This is a genomic window from Streptomyces taklimakanensis (genome assembly GCF_009709575.1).
Taxonomy (GTDB): domain Bacteria; phylum Actinomycetota; class Actinomycetes; order Streptomycetales; family Streptomycetaceae; genus Streptomyces; species Streptomyces taklimakanensis.
Window position 1 is genome coordinate 2,351,149 of sequence record NZ_WIXO01000001.1, and the last position, 15,627, is coordinate 2,366,775.

A 15,627-nucleotide genomic window follows, 5' to 3' on the forward strand; every position below is an offset into this window, starting at 1 on the left:
TGTCGTTGCCTCTTTGTGCCAGTGAAAACACGCGACACCACCCCTTCTCCCCCGGCAGGCTTGGGGACATCGCGGGAACCCCCGCAGAGAAAATTCCGCGCATTTCATGCCGGTCCTGAAGGGGAGATTGACGAGAATGCGTAAGATCCTTCTGTTCGGTTTTGCCGTCCTGTTCGGGTGCACCGCTTTCCTTACCGCCGGCGCCGATAATTCCGAGGCGGTCTCCAAAGCGCAGGCGACCGAGACCGCGCAGGAGCCGTCGGAGGATTCGGGCGACGCCAACACGTGGGACTGACGGAGGCCGCCGGGGCGATCGACCCCCGCCGCGGAGGCCCTGCCCCCGGCCCGGCGGCGAGGGCGTGTGGCCGGTCGGCGACCAGCGGTTCCGTGGTTCCCGCGCGCCGCGCGTGCCGAGCCCCGTCCATGGGACACGGGCCACGCCCCGTGGGGAGTCGGGTCGGGCGTCCCATCGCCGGCCCTCGGACCGATGTCCTCGGAATCCGCGGCAGGCGTTCGCACATTACGAGTTCGACGGATTCGCATCGGACGGGTGCGCCTCGGCCGTCCCACCCGAACGACGCGTACCTCGCCCACCTCGCGTACCGGATTCCGCGTATCCGCCCCCCGCGCGCCCCCCTGCGCTTCGCGAGCGGACGACCGCAGCAGGCGGAGGGCGCGCCGACAACGTGGAGCCGGGCGCCGCGTCCGGTGGATTGGCGCCGCCCCGCCGGCCTTCTTCCCGATCGGGCTCCCCGCCTTCCGGTGAAGGTGTGAGTGGCATGTTCGCGTCCATCTCGTTCCACGGTGTCGAGCCGCCTCGGAGAAAGCCGTTCGCACGCGGCCCAGGGCCCGCGCCGGCCCGGTGGCGCGGTCGGCTCGACGCGTCCACCGGTCGAGTCCGCCGGTCGGCTTCCCGGCCGAGTCCCGGACCGGGTCGTCCGTCGGAGACGGTCGTGTGCGGAGGGGGCGCCTTCCGGACGATGTGCTCATGCCGAGGGGCTCGTATGCGCCGGATCCACCGCGCATGAATGTCCGAAAATGGTCGACCAAGGCACCCCTCCTCCCCTGACGCACGGACACGGGGTGGCCACCGTCGGCGTCGCGAGTTCACTCCGGGGCAGCAAGGGGCACACCGTGGGGTTCATCGGGTCCGCCGCCGTCACCGTCGGCGCCGCGCCGCCGACCGACACCCCCACCGGCACCCCACCGGCACCTCGCGAGGCGGTCCCCCGGAGCGTTCCGGGGGACCGCCTCCGTCGTTCGTGGGACAGCCCGGGCGGAGGCAAACGCCGGATGTGCGCGTCCGCAACCGTCGCCCGGTTGCCGGCCGTGCGGACGGGAGCGCGCCCAACGAGAAAGGGAGGGATGCTTTCCGGTCGAGGTGAGGCGGCTGGGAGACGATCCGACGGATGGAGAATCCCAGCTCACAGACGGTTGGAGAGCCACGCGACGGCAAGGTGTCCACATGGTGGACACGGTTCCGTGAAGCGCTCGGGCGCGCCACGAACTGGGCGGATGCCCCTCCAGGCCACTCTGTCACCGTAAAGGGTGACCTGAAGTGTTCCGTCGGATGTGCGGTCGCCGTTTGCCTTGGCAAGACTGCCGTCCGGTATCTGCCACATCGAGCCAAGGAGTGTTCGAAATGCGGTACGCCATCAAGGGTCTGGGGCTGAGCGCCGCGCTGGCCGCCGCCCTCCTGGCGGGAGCGGCGACCACCGCGACCGCCGCACCCGCGGAGTCCGGAAGGGGCACCGCCGGGGTCGCGGAGAGGACCGAGGGGGCCGAGGGGCTGTACGCGCCCTCGGCGCTGGTCCTCACCGTCGGCAAGGGCGAGGACCCGGCGACGGCCACCGTGGAACGGGCCGTCGTGCTGCGCTGCTCGCCCGCCCCCGGCGGCGACCACCCGGCCCCCGAACGGGCGTGCGCCGAACTGCGTGCCGTGGACGGCGAGTTCGCCTCGCTGGTGGAGACCGACGGCGACCGGTTCTGCCCGATGGTCTGGGATCCGGTCACCGTCACCGCCGACGGGGTCTGGGACGGTCGCAGGGTCTCCTACTCCCACACCTTCGCCAACTCCTGTGTGATGGCGGACGCCACCGACCGGGTCTTCGCCTTCTGAGACCGCGGAACGGCAGGTTCCTCGGCCCCCGGACACCTCACCCGCGTCCGGGGGCCTCGCGGTCGGTGACGGGAGGGGAGCGGGGATCGGCGGTCCGGGAGGATCCGGGGGCCCGGTCGGGCGCGCGGGGCGCCGTACCGGCGCCACCCGGTCGGCGCGGGCGGTGCCGCTCGGCTCAGCCCGTCACCAGCGCCCGCAGGTCGTGGAGCGAGTCGAGGTGCCAGTCGGCGGGCGCGGCCTCGGGGGTGCCGGCCCACAGGTGGCCCCACGGTCCGCGCCGCAGGTGGGCGACGCGCAGGCCGCACGCCTTGGCCGGGGCCACGTCGTTGACGGGGTGGTCGCCGACGTAGACGGTGCGGTGCGGGGGTGCCTGCGCCAGCTCCAGGACGCGGGCGAAGAAGTGCGGCGACGGTTTGGCCACGCCCCACTCGTCGGAGGTGGCCAGGGCGTCCACCGGCAGGTCGAGGGCGCGCAGCAGCTCCCCGGCGCGGGCGGTCTGGTTGCCGGCGACGACGACGCGGACCCCCGCCTCGCGCAGGGCGGTCAGGGCCGGACGGACGTCGGGGTAGAGGTCGGTCTCGTCCAGGTGCTCGCCGTGTCCGGCGGCCTCCCGGGCGGCGTACTCGGTCCCGACGTCGAGGCCGGGCCGGAGCAGCCGCAGGGCGTCGGCGCTGTCGCGGCCCTGCCCGACGACGGCTCCGACCAGCGCGGCCAGGGTGTGGCGGGGCACGCCGAGCCAGTCCGCCCAGCCGGCCCAGTAGCGGTCGTCACGGACGAGGGTCTCGCCGATGTCGAGCGCCACGGTGGTGACGGCGGCGCCCGGGGGCGTGGTGGGGGTCTCCGTCGTCTGGGTCATCGGGGGCTAGCCTACGGTGGGCGGCCCGGGGCGCGGGGCGCCTTCCCACTGCCGCGGGCGGGGCGTGTCGCCCGTTCACCGGGAGGTCCCTCCCCGACCGCCCGGCGCCCGGCGGCTCGCCGCGCGGAGCGCCCGGCCGCTCCGCAGGACGCGCAGCACGTGGCCGGGCGCCATCAGACGGGTGGGCGGTGCGACCATGTGGGCCACCGTCAGGAACGTCCTGCCCAGCACGGGATCGACGGAGGTCGCCGCGCGGTAGCGGGTGAGGTAGGCGTCGAGCAGACCGTCGACCGGCCGGCGCCTCCCCTCCGCCTCGGGGAAACGCAGGTCGCCGCCGGTGGCCAGCAGCCAGGGAGCGTCGACGACCCTCGCCACCGCGCGGAAGAAGCGCCGGGGGAGGTCGTCGGTGCCCTGTGCCAGGAGTCTCCGCAGGGTGAGCGACTGGAGGGCGGCCGCCGTCATGCCCTGCCCGTAGGCCGGGTTGAAGGTGCACAGGGCGTCGCCGGTCACGAGGAAGCCGTCGAGGTGGCGGGTGAGCTTCTCGTAGTGGTGGCGCGCGCTGGCGGGGTAGCGCGTCCTCACGGGCTCGTCCAGCGGTTCGGCGGTGCGCAGCACCTCGGCCACCTCGGGTCCGGGCAGGCTCTCGGCGTAGGCCACCATGCCCGCGTGGTCGGTGGGCGGCTCCTCGCCGAACTGCCCGAAGAGGACGACCGCGAAGCGGTCCTTCCGCTCCGCGAGGACGGCGCCTCCGCGCGGCATCCCCGGGAAGCCGACGACCGCCACGCCGGTCAGGCCGCCGATGTGGTGGGGCTCGCGCCGGAAGTGGCGGGTCACATAGGCGACGTCGGCGCTGACCCGCGACGTCGTGGGGCGGGGCAGCCCCGTCCCGGCCAGCCAGGTGAGGGCCCGCGACCCCCGGCCCGAGGCGTCGACGACCAGGTCGGCGTCGAGCGTCTTCGCCGTTCCGGTGGCGCGCGACCGCACCCGCACCCCCGTGACCCGGCGACGGTCCGGTGTGGTGACCGGTTCGAGGACCTCGGTCTCCCCCACGACGTCGACGCCCGCGAGCGCGGTGACGCGGGCACGCACCCGGTGCTCGATCAGCGGGCGGCTCGCGCCGTAGGAGAACACCCCGGAGGGGGCCCGGCGCAGGAGGTGGCCGTCGAGGTACCAGTGGGCGTCGTTCTGGGTGTCCCCGTGGGTGGCTCCGGCGCCGACCAGCTCGTCCAGGATGCCGGGGAACAGCTCGTCGAGGGCCTGCGCGCCCCGTGCCAGCAGGACGTGGAGCTGACGGCCCTGCGGCACGCCCCGGCGGGCTTCCGGACCGTCGGGGAGGGTGTCCCGGTCGACGACGGTCACCCGCTCGTGGGTGTCGGCGAGCGCGCGGGCCGCCGTCAGTCCCGCCATCCCGGCACCGATCACCACAGCGTGGGAGCGGGGCGTCGCCGCGTCGGAACCGGGTGGGGTGGTGGGGGGCATGGGCGGACTCCGTTCCGTGCGGGCGGTCCGGACGGTGCGGGCCGCCCGGCGCGGCGGGCGCGGGCGGGCTCCGCGACGGCGAGCGTATCCGGCCGTCGCCAAGGCGCCGGGCACATCCGGCCGGCGCGGACGGTCGTCACCGCCGATCGGTCGTCACCGTCGCCAGCGCCTCGACCACCCGTGCCGTGCGCTCCTCGTCGCGCCGTACCCCGCGGGCGAACTCCAGGTGGAGGAAGGGCACCCCCTCGGCGGCGGCCCGCCGTCCCTGCCGGTTGGTGCGGCCCTCCAGCGGGCAGCGGCGGGTCCAGGCCCGGCACACCTCCAGCCCGTCGGCACGGAGGGCGCGGGCCAGCGCGCGGGCCTCCGCCACGGCGTCGTCGCCCTTCCCGGTCGAGACGATCGCGTCGTACTCCGGCGCCGAGTCGTCGGCGAACCCGTGCACCTGCAGGCCGGGCATCGCGCGGTCCACCAGCTCGTCGCAGATCGCGTGGAAGACCGTGTCGCGGCGGTGCGCGACGTCCGCCTCGTCGCCGGAGCCGGCCGCGCGGTGCGCGCCCGCCAGGACCAGGACGCCTCCCGGGGTCCGGCGCAGCACGCCGACGCCCAGCCGCTCGGTGTCCCGGTCGGCCACGGGGTGCGGAACCTGCACGGACCAGCGGGGCGGGGCGTCCAGATCGACGTAGACGCGGCCCCAGCCGCGGGCCGTGGGGAGGTCCTCGGCCACCTCCGCGTACCTGCGCCCGGTGGTCCGGTCGGTCAGGACGAGCAGGTCGTAGTCGACGGACGACAGGCGCCGCGCCGCGTCCCGCCACCGCCCGTCCAGGAGGAGGCCGACGCCGTCGGCGACCGTCCGCCGAGCCGCACGGTCGGGTGGCCGGTAACCGCCGTCCCGGCGGAACGTGGAGGTGAAGTCGGTGATCCGCCGTTCCAGGTCGACCCGGATCCCCTCGGTGGCCGTCCGGTCCGGTCCGGTGGGCTCGGCGGATCGCTTCCCCCACAGCGTGGCGGTTGTCACGCTTCCCACCAACACGGCCGTGACCAGCGCCGTTGTCACGATCGTTATCTTCGTGGCAGGAAAGAAGCTCATGGTGAGATAAAAATACCGGCGTGAGTAGACGTCCCGCCCGCCTGTACAGATCCGGTCTCCCCCTCGTCCTCGCCCTCCTCCTGGGCGCCGTGACGGGGTGCGGGACATCCGGGGAGACCGACGACAAGCCCCCCGCCGGCGGGAGGTCGTTCACCGTCGCCGCCGCCGGCGACATCCTGATCCACACCCAGCTGGTGGATCAGGCGGCCAAGGACGCCAAGGTCACGGGCCAGGGCGAGGAAGGGCTGGACTTCGGCCCGCTGATGGCCGGGATCCAGCCGGTGATCAGCAAGGCGGACCTGGCGATCTGCCACATGGAACCGGTGGTCGGCCTGCCGCAGGGCCCCTTCCAGAGCTACCCGGACTTCCTCGTGCCGCCGCAGATCACCTCGGCGATCGGCGAGGTCGGCTACGACACCTGCTCGACCGCCTCCAACCACACCCTCGACCACGGCCCGGCCGGCGTGAAGCGCACCCTGGACGCCCTCGACCGGGCCGGGGTGAAGCACACCGGCTCGGCCCGCAGCCGTGCGGAGGCGGAGAAGCCGCTGATCCTCGACGTCAAGGGCGTCAAGGTGGCGCAGATCTCCTTCGCCTTCGGCTTCAACGGCCGGGAGATCCCCGAGGACATGCCGTGGATCACCAACGAGACCTCCTTCAAGGCGATCGCCGCCGCGGAGCGCGCGGCCCGCGACGCGGGCGCCGAGGTGGTGATCCTCAGCATCCACTGGGGGCGTGAGCACCAGCCCAACCCCAGCACCTCCCAGTTGAAGCTGGGCCGCAGGATCGTCGAGAAGACCGGCATCGACCTGGTGATCGGCCACCACGCGCACGTGGTCCAGCCGATGGAGAAGGTGAACGGCACCTGGATCGCCTACGGCCTGGGCAACCAGCTCGCCCGGCACGACGTCCCCACCGGTCTCACCGAGGAGGGCGCCATCGGCTGGTTCGAGTTCACCGAGCGCGGCGACGACTGGGACGTGGAGGCCCGTTACGTGCCCACCCTCGTCGACATCCCGCCGGACCCGGAGGAGGACACGGTCGCCGCCGACCCCGCCGGGGCGAAGGACGAGGAACCGCAGGTGCGGGACCACCGACTGGTGGACGTCGCCGCGGCGCTGCGGGAGGACGAGGGGCTCACCGACGAGCAACGCTCCCGCTACCGGCTCGCCTTCGAACGCACTCAGGGCACCATGCTCAACCGCGGCGCGGTCGAGGACGGTCTCAGGCCGCTGAACGACCTCCCGGACTGATCCCGCGGCAGCCCACCGGGAAGGGCCCGCACGGCCCGCCGAGAGGTCCCGCTCACACTTCCGTTGGTCGTACAACCTTTCGCACCACGCGTGAGTCACACCGCTGTGGTGTCACAGGACGCTCCATTCGGCGACCGCAACACCCGTATCACCCGTCCCCCCATGAGAGGAGCGTCCGTCGTGGCCGCTTCGCAGCCGAAGCGGCGGCGCAAGGTCCGCCGAAGAGCCGACATGTCCCTGATCGGTGGCATACGGCCCCCCATCGCGACTCTCGCCGCCCTGCTGCTCTTCGTGGCCGGCGTCACCGCCTTCACGCTCGGCCGGGTGGACGAGAAGCCGCTCCCCGAGGCGGTGTTGACCTCCCAGCAGCACTTCGCCGAGGACGGCGCCATCGCACTGCGCGCCTCCCTGGACGAGAGCGTCACCGACCTCAACCGAGCCGCCGCCCTCTTCAACGCCGGTGAGCCCGTCTCGCCCGACGCCGTCCTGGACAAGATCGGCAGCGTCTACCAGAAGTGGCGCGGCACGGCGATCATCGAGATCGAGTCCGGCCGGCTGCTGGCCGCGCGCGGCGAGAACCTGCCGCTCACCACGATCGACCGCGGGAAGCTGGGCGAGGAGAACGGCCTGGCGCCCCGGATGGTGCGGTTGGAGAACGGCGAGACCCGTCTGCTCTCCTTCGCCCTGCTGTCCTGGGAGGGACAGCCGCAGCAGCTGCTGGTGGCCTCCGGCAGCCTCCGCTTCCCCGGCATCAGCCTCGGCAAGTTCCGCGCCATCGCCGTCATCGACTCCTCCGGATCGATCCTCAGCAGCGACGGCATCCCCGAGCCCGAGCAGGTGCTGACCGACCTCCAGCGCAAGGAGGTCGAACAGTCCAACAAGCAGTTGAAGGCCTTCGCCGAGACCGCGGCCGAGAAGGCGCGCGCGCATCCGTTGAAGGCCAAGGACCCCGGCTCCGGAGGCTTCCTGGGGGTCAGCGGGAGCCTGGTCGGCGAGGTCTACCAGGGCGAGCGCTCCGCGGCGGGCTACGCCACCCTCGCCGCGCCCAAGCCCGGCGAGAGCACCGTCGCCACCAGCCTCGGCCTGACGGTGGTCGCCATGGTCGGCGTCGCCGAGGATCCCACCCGCACCACCGACACCGTCTTCGGATTGGCCGCCGCCGGCGTCCTGCTCGTCATCGGAGCCCTGGCGGTGACGCTGCTGCTGGGGACCGTGCAGCGCCCCCTGATCCGACTCTTCCTGGAGAGCCGCCGCCTCACCCGCGGTGACCTGCGCAGGCCGGTGAGCGTGCCGAGGTTCGGGGAGACGGCCCGGATCGGACACGCGCTGGAGCGGTTGCGGCTCCAGCTCCTGGACGGAACCGGCGGCCCGGACGGAGCGGGCCACGCGGACGCCGCGCCCGCTCCGGCCCGTGCCTCCCGGCGCCTGGGCACCCGCGCCATGCTGGCCGTCTGCGCCGCCCTGCTGCTGCTGTGGTCCGCGCCGATGGTCCTGCTGCTCAACCGCGCCGAGGACACCGCCGTCATCCCCCAGCAACTCGTCAACGACCAGCGGGAGCGCACCGACACCCTGACCGACCGCGTCCGGCGCGCCCTCAACGAGGGCCACGCCGACCTGGTCTCGGTGGCTTCCCTGATCGGCGACCGCACGGCGCCCGAGGCCATGGCCACCGTCCTGGAGCGCACCGCCTACGAGCACCTGCGCTACCAGTCGCTGTACGTCCTCGACGCCGAGGGGAAGATCCTGGCGCAGGCCGGTGAGGAGCCCCGGCACCCGGCCGGTCAAGGGCCCGGCGTCGAGCCGATCGCCGTGCTGGGCGAGGGCGGCAAGGAGCCGATCATCGCCGGTTACGCCGAGGTGCCCGGCCGGGAAGGGGCCGCCGTGGTCGGCGAGTTCCGGATCGACTTCCTCAACTCCCTGCTCAAGCGGCCGGGTCTGGGCGAGGTCCGGGTCGTCGACGCCGAACGGCGGGTGATCGGCGGGAACACCGGTTACCGGGCCTTCCAGAAGCTGCCGTCGGACCGGCTCGACGCCCTGGTCGCGGGCAGCAACCAGCAGGTCGGCATGAGTCCGCGCCCCAGCAGCGTCCTGTACCGGGACGGCGACGGGCCCCAGGTGGCCGCCTCCGCGCCGTTCGTCGGCGGCGGCGCGGCCAAGCCGCTGGGCTGGACGGTGGTGAGCTGGCAGCCGGCCTCCGGTCTGGAGATCCCCGAGTACACCTTCCGCAACCGCACCATCCTGGCCGGATTGCTCGGCCTGACCGCGGCCGCGGCCTGCCTGGGCTGGCTCCACATCGTGGTGGTGCGTCCGCTGCGCGAGCTGGCCCGCCAGGCGGAGGCACTCGCCGACGGGGACCGCCGGACCGTCCTCTATCCGCGCCACCACGACGAGGTCGGCGCCGTCGTACGCAGCCTGGAGCTGATCCGGCAGGCCCTGCTGGAGCAGCGCAGACGGGACGGCGCGGCCGCGCCGAGCCCGGTGGGAAGGATCTGATCGTCCGTGCTCTTCCTCTACGCCGTCCTGGTGACGTGCGGTGCCGTCCTGCTGGTCGCGGGCATCGTCGAACAGCGGAGGCACTTCGCCAACCTGGAGCACATCCCGACCCGGGTGCTGGTCAACGGCATCCGCGGCAAGAGCTCCATCACCCGGTTGTGTGCGGGCGCGCTGCGCGGCGGTGACCTCACCACCGTCGCCAAGACCACCGGCACCGCGGCCCGGTTCATCCACCCCGACGCCACCGAGGAGCCGGTCTACCGCAAGTTCGGCATCGCCAACGTGGTGGAGCAGATCGGCATCGTCCGGCGGGCCGCCGCCTACGATCCGGACGCCCTGGTGATCGAGTGCATGGCCGTCATGCCGGCCCTCCAGGAGATCAACCAGTCCAAGTTGATCCGCTCCACCATCGGCGTGCTGTGCAACGTGCGCGAGGACCACCTGGCCGAGATGGGCCCGACCCTCGACGACGTGGCGCGCTCGCTGTCCCGGTCGATGCCCGAGGGCGGCATCTGCGTCACCGCCGAGAAGGAACGTTTCGACATCCTCCAGGAGGAAGCCGACGCGCGGGACTGCAAGCTGATCTACGCCGATCCCGAGACCGTCACCGACGAGGAGCTGCGCGGCTTCAGTTGGTTCACCTTCAAGGAGAACGTGGCCATCGCGCTGGCCGTCGCCGAGCTTCTGGGCGTGGACCGGCAGACCGCGCTCCAGGGCATGTACGACGCACCGCCGGACCCGGGCGTGCTCTCCGTCGAGCGGTACCTGACCCCCGACGGCAAGCGGCTGCGGTTCGCCAACGTCTTCGCGGCGAACGACCCCGAGTCCACCCTGATGAACATCAACCAGCTGCTCGACCTGGGGGCGATCCACCGGCCGTTGCACGTGGTCATCAACTGCCGCCCGGACCGGGTGGAGCGCAACGGCCAGATGGGCAACCTGATCCCGGACCTGGCGCCGGAGAAGGTCTTCCTGATCGGGCACCCCACCAAGAGCGCCCTGGACGCGATCCCCGCCGAGTGGCGGTCCCGCGCCGTCGACCTGGGCGGTGACCGCCGTGACCCCGAGGAGTTCATGGCCGAACTGCTGGGACGGCTCGGACCGGACTCGTCGTTGGTGGCCATCGGCAACATCCACGGGCAGGGCGAGATACTCCTGGAGCACCTGGCCGAACTGCCGCCGGACGACACGGACGACGGCGCGGACGGCACGGACGGCACGGACGGCACGGACGGCACGGACACGAACGGCCGCACGGACGGCGGGGACACCCACACGGTCGAACGGGACGGCACCGTCCCGCCGGACGCACCGGACGCACCGGCACCGGAGCACCACGCGGGACACGACGCCCGACGGCCGGTGGCCGAGCCGTACGCGCCCCACATCGACCCGTACCTGGCCTACCCGGACGCCTACGAGGAGCGGTACCGGAACACGGAGCAGACGCAGCAGTTGCGGGTGATCCGCAGGCCCGAGCCGGCACCCGCCCCGGAGCCGGCCCCGGCACCGGCACCCGCTCCGGCCCCGGAGCCACGGACCGCGCACCCGCCGGAGCCCGCGCCGGAACGGGTCCACGAGACGGACGCCATCCCGGCACCGGCACCGGCACCGGACACCACCCCGACCACCGACCGGGACACCGGCGGGGACACCGACCGGGAGCCCGCCCCGCACGACGACGAGTCCCGGCAGGCGAGTTCCTGGTTCCAGCCCCCGCCGTACGCCCGGCGCCCCTCGCACCCCGACGCACCGCAGAACCCAGGAGAGCCCCGTTGATCCCCGCCGTCCTCACCCCCGAGATCGCCGCGATCGGCATCGCCCTGGGGCTGCTGTTCTCGCTGGTCTGCTACCTGACGACCAACCTCTCCCCGGGCGGCATGATCACCCCCGGGTGGCTCGCCCTGACCCTGGTGGAGGACCTCCAGCGCGCCTCGATGGTCGTCGGCGTCACCGTCCTGACCTACGTCTCCACCCTGTTGATGCAGCGCGTGGTGATCCTGTACGGCAAGCGGCTCTTCTCCGCCGTCGTGCTCACCGGCGTGACCTTCCAGGCGACGCTGGTCATCGTGCTGCAGCAGCAGTTCCCGCTGATGTACTCCAACCAGACGCTCGGCTTCATCGTCCCCGGCCTGATCGCGTACCAGTTGGTCCGCCAGCCGAAGGGGGCCACCATCCTCGCCACCGGTTCGGTGACGCTGACGACCTACGTCGTCCTCACCGCCGGAATCCTGCTCGGCGTCATGCCGTCCGCCTGACCAACCGACCGGAGTCGATCTGATGAGTTCCAAGAGCAAGCGCGGGACCCGTCCCGCACTCCACGCCGCGACGATCATCGCCCTGCTGGCCGGCAGCACGTACCTGACGGTGGAACTCCGCAAGGAGGAGCAGGCCAAGGCCCCCGCCGTGCAGGCGGTCACCGACACGCCGCTGGTGAAGTCCGGCACCGCGCAGCAGGCCGGCGAGCAGCGGTGGGAGCGGTTGAAGAACCCCGACCGCTCGGTCCTGCGGGCCGAGAGCGGCCAGGTGCTGGCCACCTTCACCGACGGCTCGCGCACCGCCACCCTCACCGGTCCCAGCCGCACCTTCACCGAGCCCGCCAACACCACTTCCAGGGTCGTCACCGAGAACTGGGTGCGGCTGATGCCGGAACACTGGAAGAAGGGCGCCGAGAAGGAGAAGTGGTTCAAGGACTGGTTCAAGGAGTACTTCGGCAGCGAGGAGGACGACCTCTTCGCGATGGCCTTCCAGTACGTCGACCAGGCCCCGGTGAAGAAGGACGACGAGGGCGTCCCGTACGCCGGCGACGCCGACTTCGGCCCGATCAACCCGGAGGGCGCGGAGGGCGCCGACTACCGGCTGGAGCAGTCCGACTTCTACGACTACCTCGGCATCCCCTACACCTTCCGGGACGGCACCACGCTCCAGCCCGAGTCCCGGCGGTACCGGGCGATGGACTGCTCGGGCTTCATCCGCACCGTCTTCGGCTACCGGGCCCGCTACCCCCTGCGGGCCAAGGACGGGATCGGCGACGGTCTGCCCCGCACCGCCAACGGCATGGCCCGCTCCGACCTGGGCACGGACGTCATCCCGCTCTCCGGCGACGCCCCCCGGTACGACCGGCCGTCCTCCATCGACGTCCTCCAACCCGGCGACCTGGTCTTCTTCTGGCTGGACGAGCGCACCAAGGAGCGCCTGGACCACGTCGGGATCTACCTGGGCCACGACACCGACGGCCACAAGATCTTCATCTCCAGCCGTGAGGAGGTCAACGGCCCGACCATCGGCGACAAGGGCGGCACCTCCCGTCTCGACGGAAACGGCTACTACGCCAAGGCGCTGCGCAGCGCCAAGCGTCTGTAGCCGCACGGCCCCGGCGGTCCCCGGGCACGGGCATGTCCCGGGGGACCGCCGGGGCCGGGTCAGCCGCCGGTGAGCTGCCAGGCGCCGAGGGCGAGCCCGCCCACCGCCGCCAGGGCCGTGACGCTCGCCAGCGGCCACCGCGAACGTTCCAGCGCGTCCAACCGCGCCTCGTGGTCGGCGAGCTGCTTGTCGATCTGGTCGCTGCGCTGGACCAGCAGCGCCAGCGCTCCGTCCACCCGGGCGAAGCCGGCCTCGACCGTGCCGCGCAACCGTTCCAGTTCCACGGCGACGACGGCGGGGCTGTTCGGGTCGCCGTCCGTCATGAGCGCTCCCGTCCGCCGCCCGCCGTCGGCCGCGCGAGTCCGCCCGCGGCGGGGAGGACGACGGCCGGTCCCACGGCGGCCCGCACGACGGTGCGCGGGGCCCACTCGGCCTCTTCGGACATGGTGGTTCCCTCCTTCCCTGGGAGCCGGATCCGAGTCAGGAGGCGCGGGGGACCCGCAGCGCCCGCCACGACACCTCCCCCGGCCAGCCGTCGGCGTCGGCACCGGTGAAGCCGAGCCTGCGCTGCCACGCGGCGTACGAGCGCCGGTCCGCGTCCGTCCACTGCGGTCCCGGGCCGACCGCGTACCGTGAGCAGCCCTCGGCCACCAGGCGCCGTCCCATCGCGGTGACGATCGGCGAACGGGGCGCACCGCGGAACCAGGCGGCCCCCGGGAACGGCTGGAGGGCGGGCCGGCCGGCGGACGGGCCGCCCGCCCCGGAGCCGGCGGCGGGCGAGCCGAGTCGGGCGGCGACGCGCGAGCGCATGCCGTCCATGGAGAAGCCGCGCGGGTCGATCTTGGTGCGGGTCCATTCCTTGTGGGCGATGACGGAGCGCTCGTTCCAGCCGTGGGCGCGGCAGATCGCGGCGGCGGACCGGGCGATGGCGTCCAACTGCTCCTCGGGCCACGGGTCCCGTCCGTCGCCGAGGTTGATCGCCTCGAAGCCGTAGAAGCGGGCGTTGCCGTCGGTGTCGTCCCTGCGCGGCCGCGGAGGGGCGACCTCGGCGATGACCGAGCGCAGGACGTGGCCGTCCCCGAGACCGGCGTGGTTGGCGCGTCCGCCGCCCACCAGGTGGACGGTGCCGGCCTTGTCGACGACTCCGTGGCACAGCGGGCCGGGCAGGCCGGAGTGGCCGTGGTAGCACAGGTCCACGGAGGCGTCGGTGCCGCGGGTGACGGTGTGGTGGACCATCACCCCGTTCACCGGCCCCCAGGCGCCCTTGTGGTTGCGGTGGTGCCGGCGCCAGTCGCGGTGCTCGACGACGCGCAGACCCTCGGCGCGCAGCGCGTCGAGCAGCCGGGCGGGGGTCAGGGGTACGGCCATGGAAGGCTCCTTCCACATGCGGGGACCCCGCGCCGGGCGGCGCGGGGTCCGGTTCGGTGTTCGTGTCGGCGCCCGGCTCGGTGTCCGGTCCGGGAGCGGCCCGTGCCCACGGGGCCGCGGGTCAGGACAGGGCCGCCCAGATCGCGTTGGAGTCGGCCACCACGGTGGACGGGTTGAACGAGGCGGGCAGCGAGGTCTGCCCGGTGCTCGACAGTCGCCCGTGCCGGACGAAGGCGCCGGGCATCCGGGCGCTGCCGGCCGGGGCGTTGCCGATGCCGGCGCCGCGCGCGAAGCCGGGCCCGTCGCCCTTGTCGGACGGGCCGTTGACCAGCAGCGCGATCCAGTAGCTGCCGGGCTGGGCGGAGTAGGGGGCGTCGAGCGGGATGACGATCGTGCGGCCCCGGTTGGCCGGGATCGCCCCGGAGAGGGATTCGGTGACGCCCACCCGCTGCCCGGCGCTGGTGTACAGGCCGGCGTAGGAGTTGCTGCTGAGCGTGCCCCCGACGTACCCGGGGGTGTAGAACACCACGTTGGAGACGGTGTGCGGCGCGTGCAACGGGACGCCGATGAGGTACAGCCAGCCGTTGATGCAGTACTGGGGCGTGGTCGCGCTCGTGGTGGCCGGGTCGAAGGACCACCCGGCGAAGCCCAGGGCGGCCGGGGCCCAGGTGCCGGCCGCCGACACGGCGTCCACGTAGGAGCGGCGGGCGAGCTGGTCGCCGGTGGCCGGGTCGGCGGAGGTCGAGGGCGGGACGGTGAACGTCTTGGCGCCCGTGACCGTCTGGCCACCGGCCAGCAGCACGGCCTCGCCGGCGGGCACGGCCGAGACGTCGCCCGCGCTCAGCTCCACCGCGCCGGTGCGGCCGTTGACGGAACTCACGGGCACCTCGTCGGCGGTCAGGTAGCGGCCGTCGGCCGTCGCCGGATCCAGGGCCCCGACGTCGGCGGCCGTCAGCACCACCTCGCCGGTGAGTCCGTTGACGGAGGCGACCGCGCCCCCGGTACCGGCCGGCAGGTGCTCGGCGGGCACCAGGCCCTGGGCGTCCAGGGAGGCGACACCGCCGGGAGCGCCCACCGAGGCGGCCGGTACGGCGGCCACGTCCGCGGCGTCCAGGACGATGTCGGCGTCGGTGTGTCCGTTGACCGACCGCACCGCCCCCGGCTCGCCGGGCGGGCCCTGCGGACCGGGCTCGCCGGGCGGGCCCTGCGGGCCGGGAACGGCGACGTAGTCGGGGGTGGCGGGGTCCACCGGAGCGATGTCGGCCAGGTCCACCCGCGGCCGCGCGGTGGGCAGCACGATCCGGTACGTGCGCTTCCGGGACAGTCCGGAGAGCTGTTCGGTGACGGTGTAGGCCCACTCGGACGGATTCCAGCCCTCCCCGTCGGTGGCGGGCAGGACGGTGTCGATCCGGCCCTCGTCGTCCAGGGCGACCACGGTCGGGCCGCCCAGGATGACGTCGGTGTCGGCGTGGGTGAGCAGCGCGGGCGGCCGGAACTCGACGGTGCCGGTCATCGGCCGTCCGTCGGGGGTCAGGTACCGCGCGGTGACGGTGACGGTGGGTATGGATTCGGGCAGCATCGAGGTGCCTCCTTGCTCGTCGGTGGGGAA

Annotated in this window: 14 protein-coding genes; 7 read left to right on the plus strand and 7 right to left on the minus strand. The window is 73.3% G+C overall.

Annotated features, from left to right (window positions below):
• The first annotated feature begins 136 nt into the window (after positions 1 to 136).
• Together F0L17_RS10195 and F0L17_RS10200 are read left to right on the plus strand one after the other, a co-directional pair.
• Positions 137 to 295, plus strand: coding sequence for a hypothetical protein (locus F0L17_RS10195; RefSeq protein WP_155070822.1), 159 nt, complete (start codon positions 137 to 139; stop codon positions 293 to 295).
• 1,347 nt (positions 296 to 1,642) lie between these two features.
• A complete protein-coding gene (locus tag F0L17_RS10200) occupies positions 1,643 to 2,119 on the plus strand; it encodes a subtilase-type protease inhibitor (protein ID WP_155070823.1) in 477 nt (158 codons plus the stop codon).
• Positions 2,120 to 2,294: 175 nt separating this feature from the next.
• On the opposite strand, the gene F0L17_RS10205 is transcribed toward F0L17_RS10200, so the two are convergent.
• From F0L17_RS10205 to F0L17_RS10215, 3 genes are all read right to left on the minus strand, one after another.
• Entirely contained in the window at positions 2,295 to 2,975 is a 681-nt protein-coding gene (locus F0L17_RS10205; protein ID WP_155070824.1) for an HAD family hydrolase, read from the minus strand.
• Between the two features lie 75 nt (positions 2,976 to 3,050).
• Positions 3,051 to 4,454 carry an FAD-dependent oxidoreductase gene (locus F0L17_RS10210; RefSeq protein WP_155070825.1) on the minus strand — a complete coding sequence of 468 codons (1,404 nt, stop codon included), beginning with the start codon at positions 4,452 to 4,454 and terminating at the stop codon, positions 3,051 to 3,053.
• Between the two features lie 136 nt (positions 4,455 to 4,590).
• Positions 4,591 to 5,508, minus strand: coding sequence for a hypothetical protein (locus F0L17_RS10215; RefSeq protein WP_155070826.1), 918 nt, complete (start codon positions 5,506 to 5,508; stop codon positions 4,591 to 4,593).
• A 53-nt stretch (positions 5,509 to 5,561) separates the two neighbouring features.
• Between F0L17_RS10215 and F0L17_RS10220 the strand changes: the two genes are divergently transcribed.
• The 5 genes from F0L17_RS10220 to F0L17_RS10240 all read left to right on the plus strand — a co-directional run bounded on the left by F0L17_RS10220 (position 5,562) and on the right by F0L17_RS10240 (position 12,650).
• Positions 5,562 to 6,794, plus strand: a complete 1,233-nt coding sequence (locus tag F0L17_RS10220) for a CapA family protein (protein WP_420802405.1) — start codon at positions 5,562 to 5,564, stop codon at positions 6,792 to 6,794.
• A gap of 231 nt (positions 6,795 to 7,025) precedes the next feature.
• Positions 7,026 to 9,287 (plus strand): cache domain-containing protein, encoded by a 2,262-nt coding sequence (locus F0L17_RS10225; RefSeq protein WP_155073437.1) that lies wholly within the window; start codon positions 7,026 to 7,028, stop codon positions 9,285 to 9,287.
• Positions 9,288 to 9,293: 6 nt separating this feature from the next.
• Positions 9,294 to 11,066 (plus strand): poly-gamma-glutamate synthase PgsB, encoded by a 1,773-nt coding sequence (gene pgsB / locus F0L17_RS10230; protein ID WP_162466031.1) that lies wholly within the window; start codon positions 9,294 to 9,296, stop codon positions 11,064 to 11,066.
• Positions 11,063 to 11,545, plus strand: a complete 483-nt coding sequence (locus F0L17_RS10235) for a poly-gamma-glutamate biosynthesis protein PgsC/CapC (RefSeq protein ID WP_155070827.1) — start codon at positions 11,063 to 11,065, stop codon at positions 11,543 to 11,545. Before pgsB ends, F0L17_RS10235 begins: the two co-directional genes overlap by 4 nt.
• 22 nt (positions 11,546 to 11,567) lie before the next feature.
• Entirely contained in the window at positions 11,568 to 12,650 is a 1,083-nt protein-coding gene (locus F0L17_RS10240) for a C40 family peptidase (protein ID WP_155070828.1), read from the plus strand.
• 59 nt (positions 12,651 to 12,709) lie between these two features.
• On the opposite strand, the gene F0L17_RS10245 is transcribed toward F0L17_RS10240, so the two are convergent.
• The 4 genes from F0L17_RS10245 to F0L17_RS10255 form a co-directional block, all read right to left on the minus strand.
• Positions 12,710 to 12,973, minus strand: a complete 264-nt coding sequence (locus F0L17_RS10245) for a hypothetical protein (protein WP_155070829.1) — start codon at positions 12,971 to 12,973, stop codon at positions 12,710 to 12,712.
• Positions 12,970 to 13,095 carry a hypothetical protein gene (locus F0L17_RS28035; RefSeq protein ID WP_274389091.1) on the minus strand — a complete coding sequence of 42 codons (126 nt, stop codon included), beginning with the start codon at positions 13,093 to 13,095 and terminating at the stop codon, positions 12,970 to 12,972. Before F0L17_RS28035 ends, F0L17_RS10245 begins: the two co-directional genes overlap by 4 nt.
• 35 nt (positions 13,096 to 13,130) lie before the next feature.
• Complete coding sequence (locus F0L17_RS10250) at positions 13,131 to 14,018, minus strand: peptidoglycan-binding protein (RefSeq protein WP_155070830.1); 888 nt, start codon at positions 14,016 to 14,018, stop codon at positions 13,131 to 13,133.
• 121 nt (positions 14,019 to 14,139) lie between these two features.
• The gene (locus F0L17_RS10255; protein ID WP_155070831.1) at positions 14,140 to 15,597 is read right to left on the minus strand and encodes a phage tail protein; all 1,458 of its coding nucleotides are present in this window, start codon (positions 15,595 to 15,597) and stop codon (positions 14,140 to 14,142) included.
• Positions 15,598 to 15,627 lie beyond the last annotated feature (30 nt).

Excerpts from the sequence above, each read along its gene's own strand:
- F0L17_RS10195 (WP_155070822.1), top strand. The coding sequence starts at position 137 with ATGCGTAAGATCCTTCTGTTCGGTTTTGCCGTCCTGTTCGGGTGCACC.
- F0L17_RS10200 (WP_155070823.1), top strand. The coding sequence starts at position 1,643 with ATGCGGTACGCCATCAAGGGTCTGGGGCTGAGCGCCGCGCTGGCCGCC.
- F0L17_RS10205 (WP_155070824.1), bottom strand. The coding sequence starts at position 2,975 with ATGACCCAGACGACGGAGACCCCCACCACGCCCCCGGGCGCCGCCGTC.
- F0L17_RS10210 (WP_155070825.1), bottom strand. The coding sequence starts at position 4,454 with ATGCCCCCCACCACCCCACCCGGTTCCGACGCGGCGACGCCCCGCTCC.
- F0L17_RS10225 (WP_155073437.1), top strand. The coding sequence starts at position 7,026 with ATGTCCCTGATCGGTGGCATACGGCCCCCCATCGCGACTCTCGCCGCC.
- F0L17_RS10240 (WP_155070828.1), top strand. The coding sequence starts at position 11,568 with ATGAGTTCCAAGAGCAAGCGCGGGACCCGTCCCGCACTCCACGCCGCG.
- F0L17_RS10245 (WP_155070829.1), bottom strand. The coding sequence starts at position 12,973 with ATGACGGACGGCGACCCGAACAGCCCCGCCGTCGTCGCCGTGGAACTG.
- F0L17_RS28035 (WP_274389091.1), bottom strand. The coding sequence starts at position 13,095 with ATGTCCGAAGAGGCCGAGTGGGCCCCGCGCACCGTCGTGCGGGCCGCC.
- F0L17_RS10250 (WP_155070830.1), bottom strand. The coding sequence starts at position 14,018 with ATGGCCGTACCCCTGACCCCCGCCCGGCTGCTCGACGCGCTGCGCGCC.
- F0L17_RS10255 (WP_155070831.1), bottom strand. The coding sequence starts at position 15,597 with ATGCTGCCCGAATCCATACCCACCGTCACCGTCACCGCGCGGTACCTG.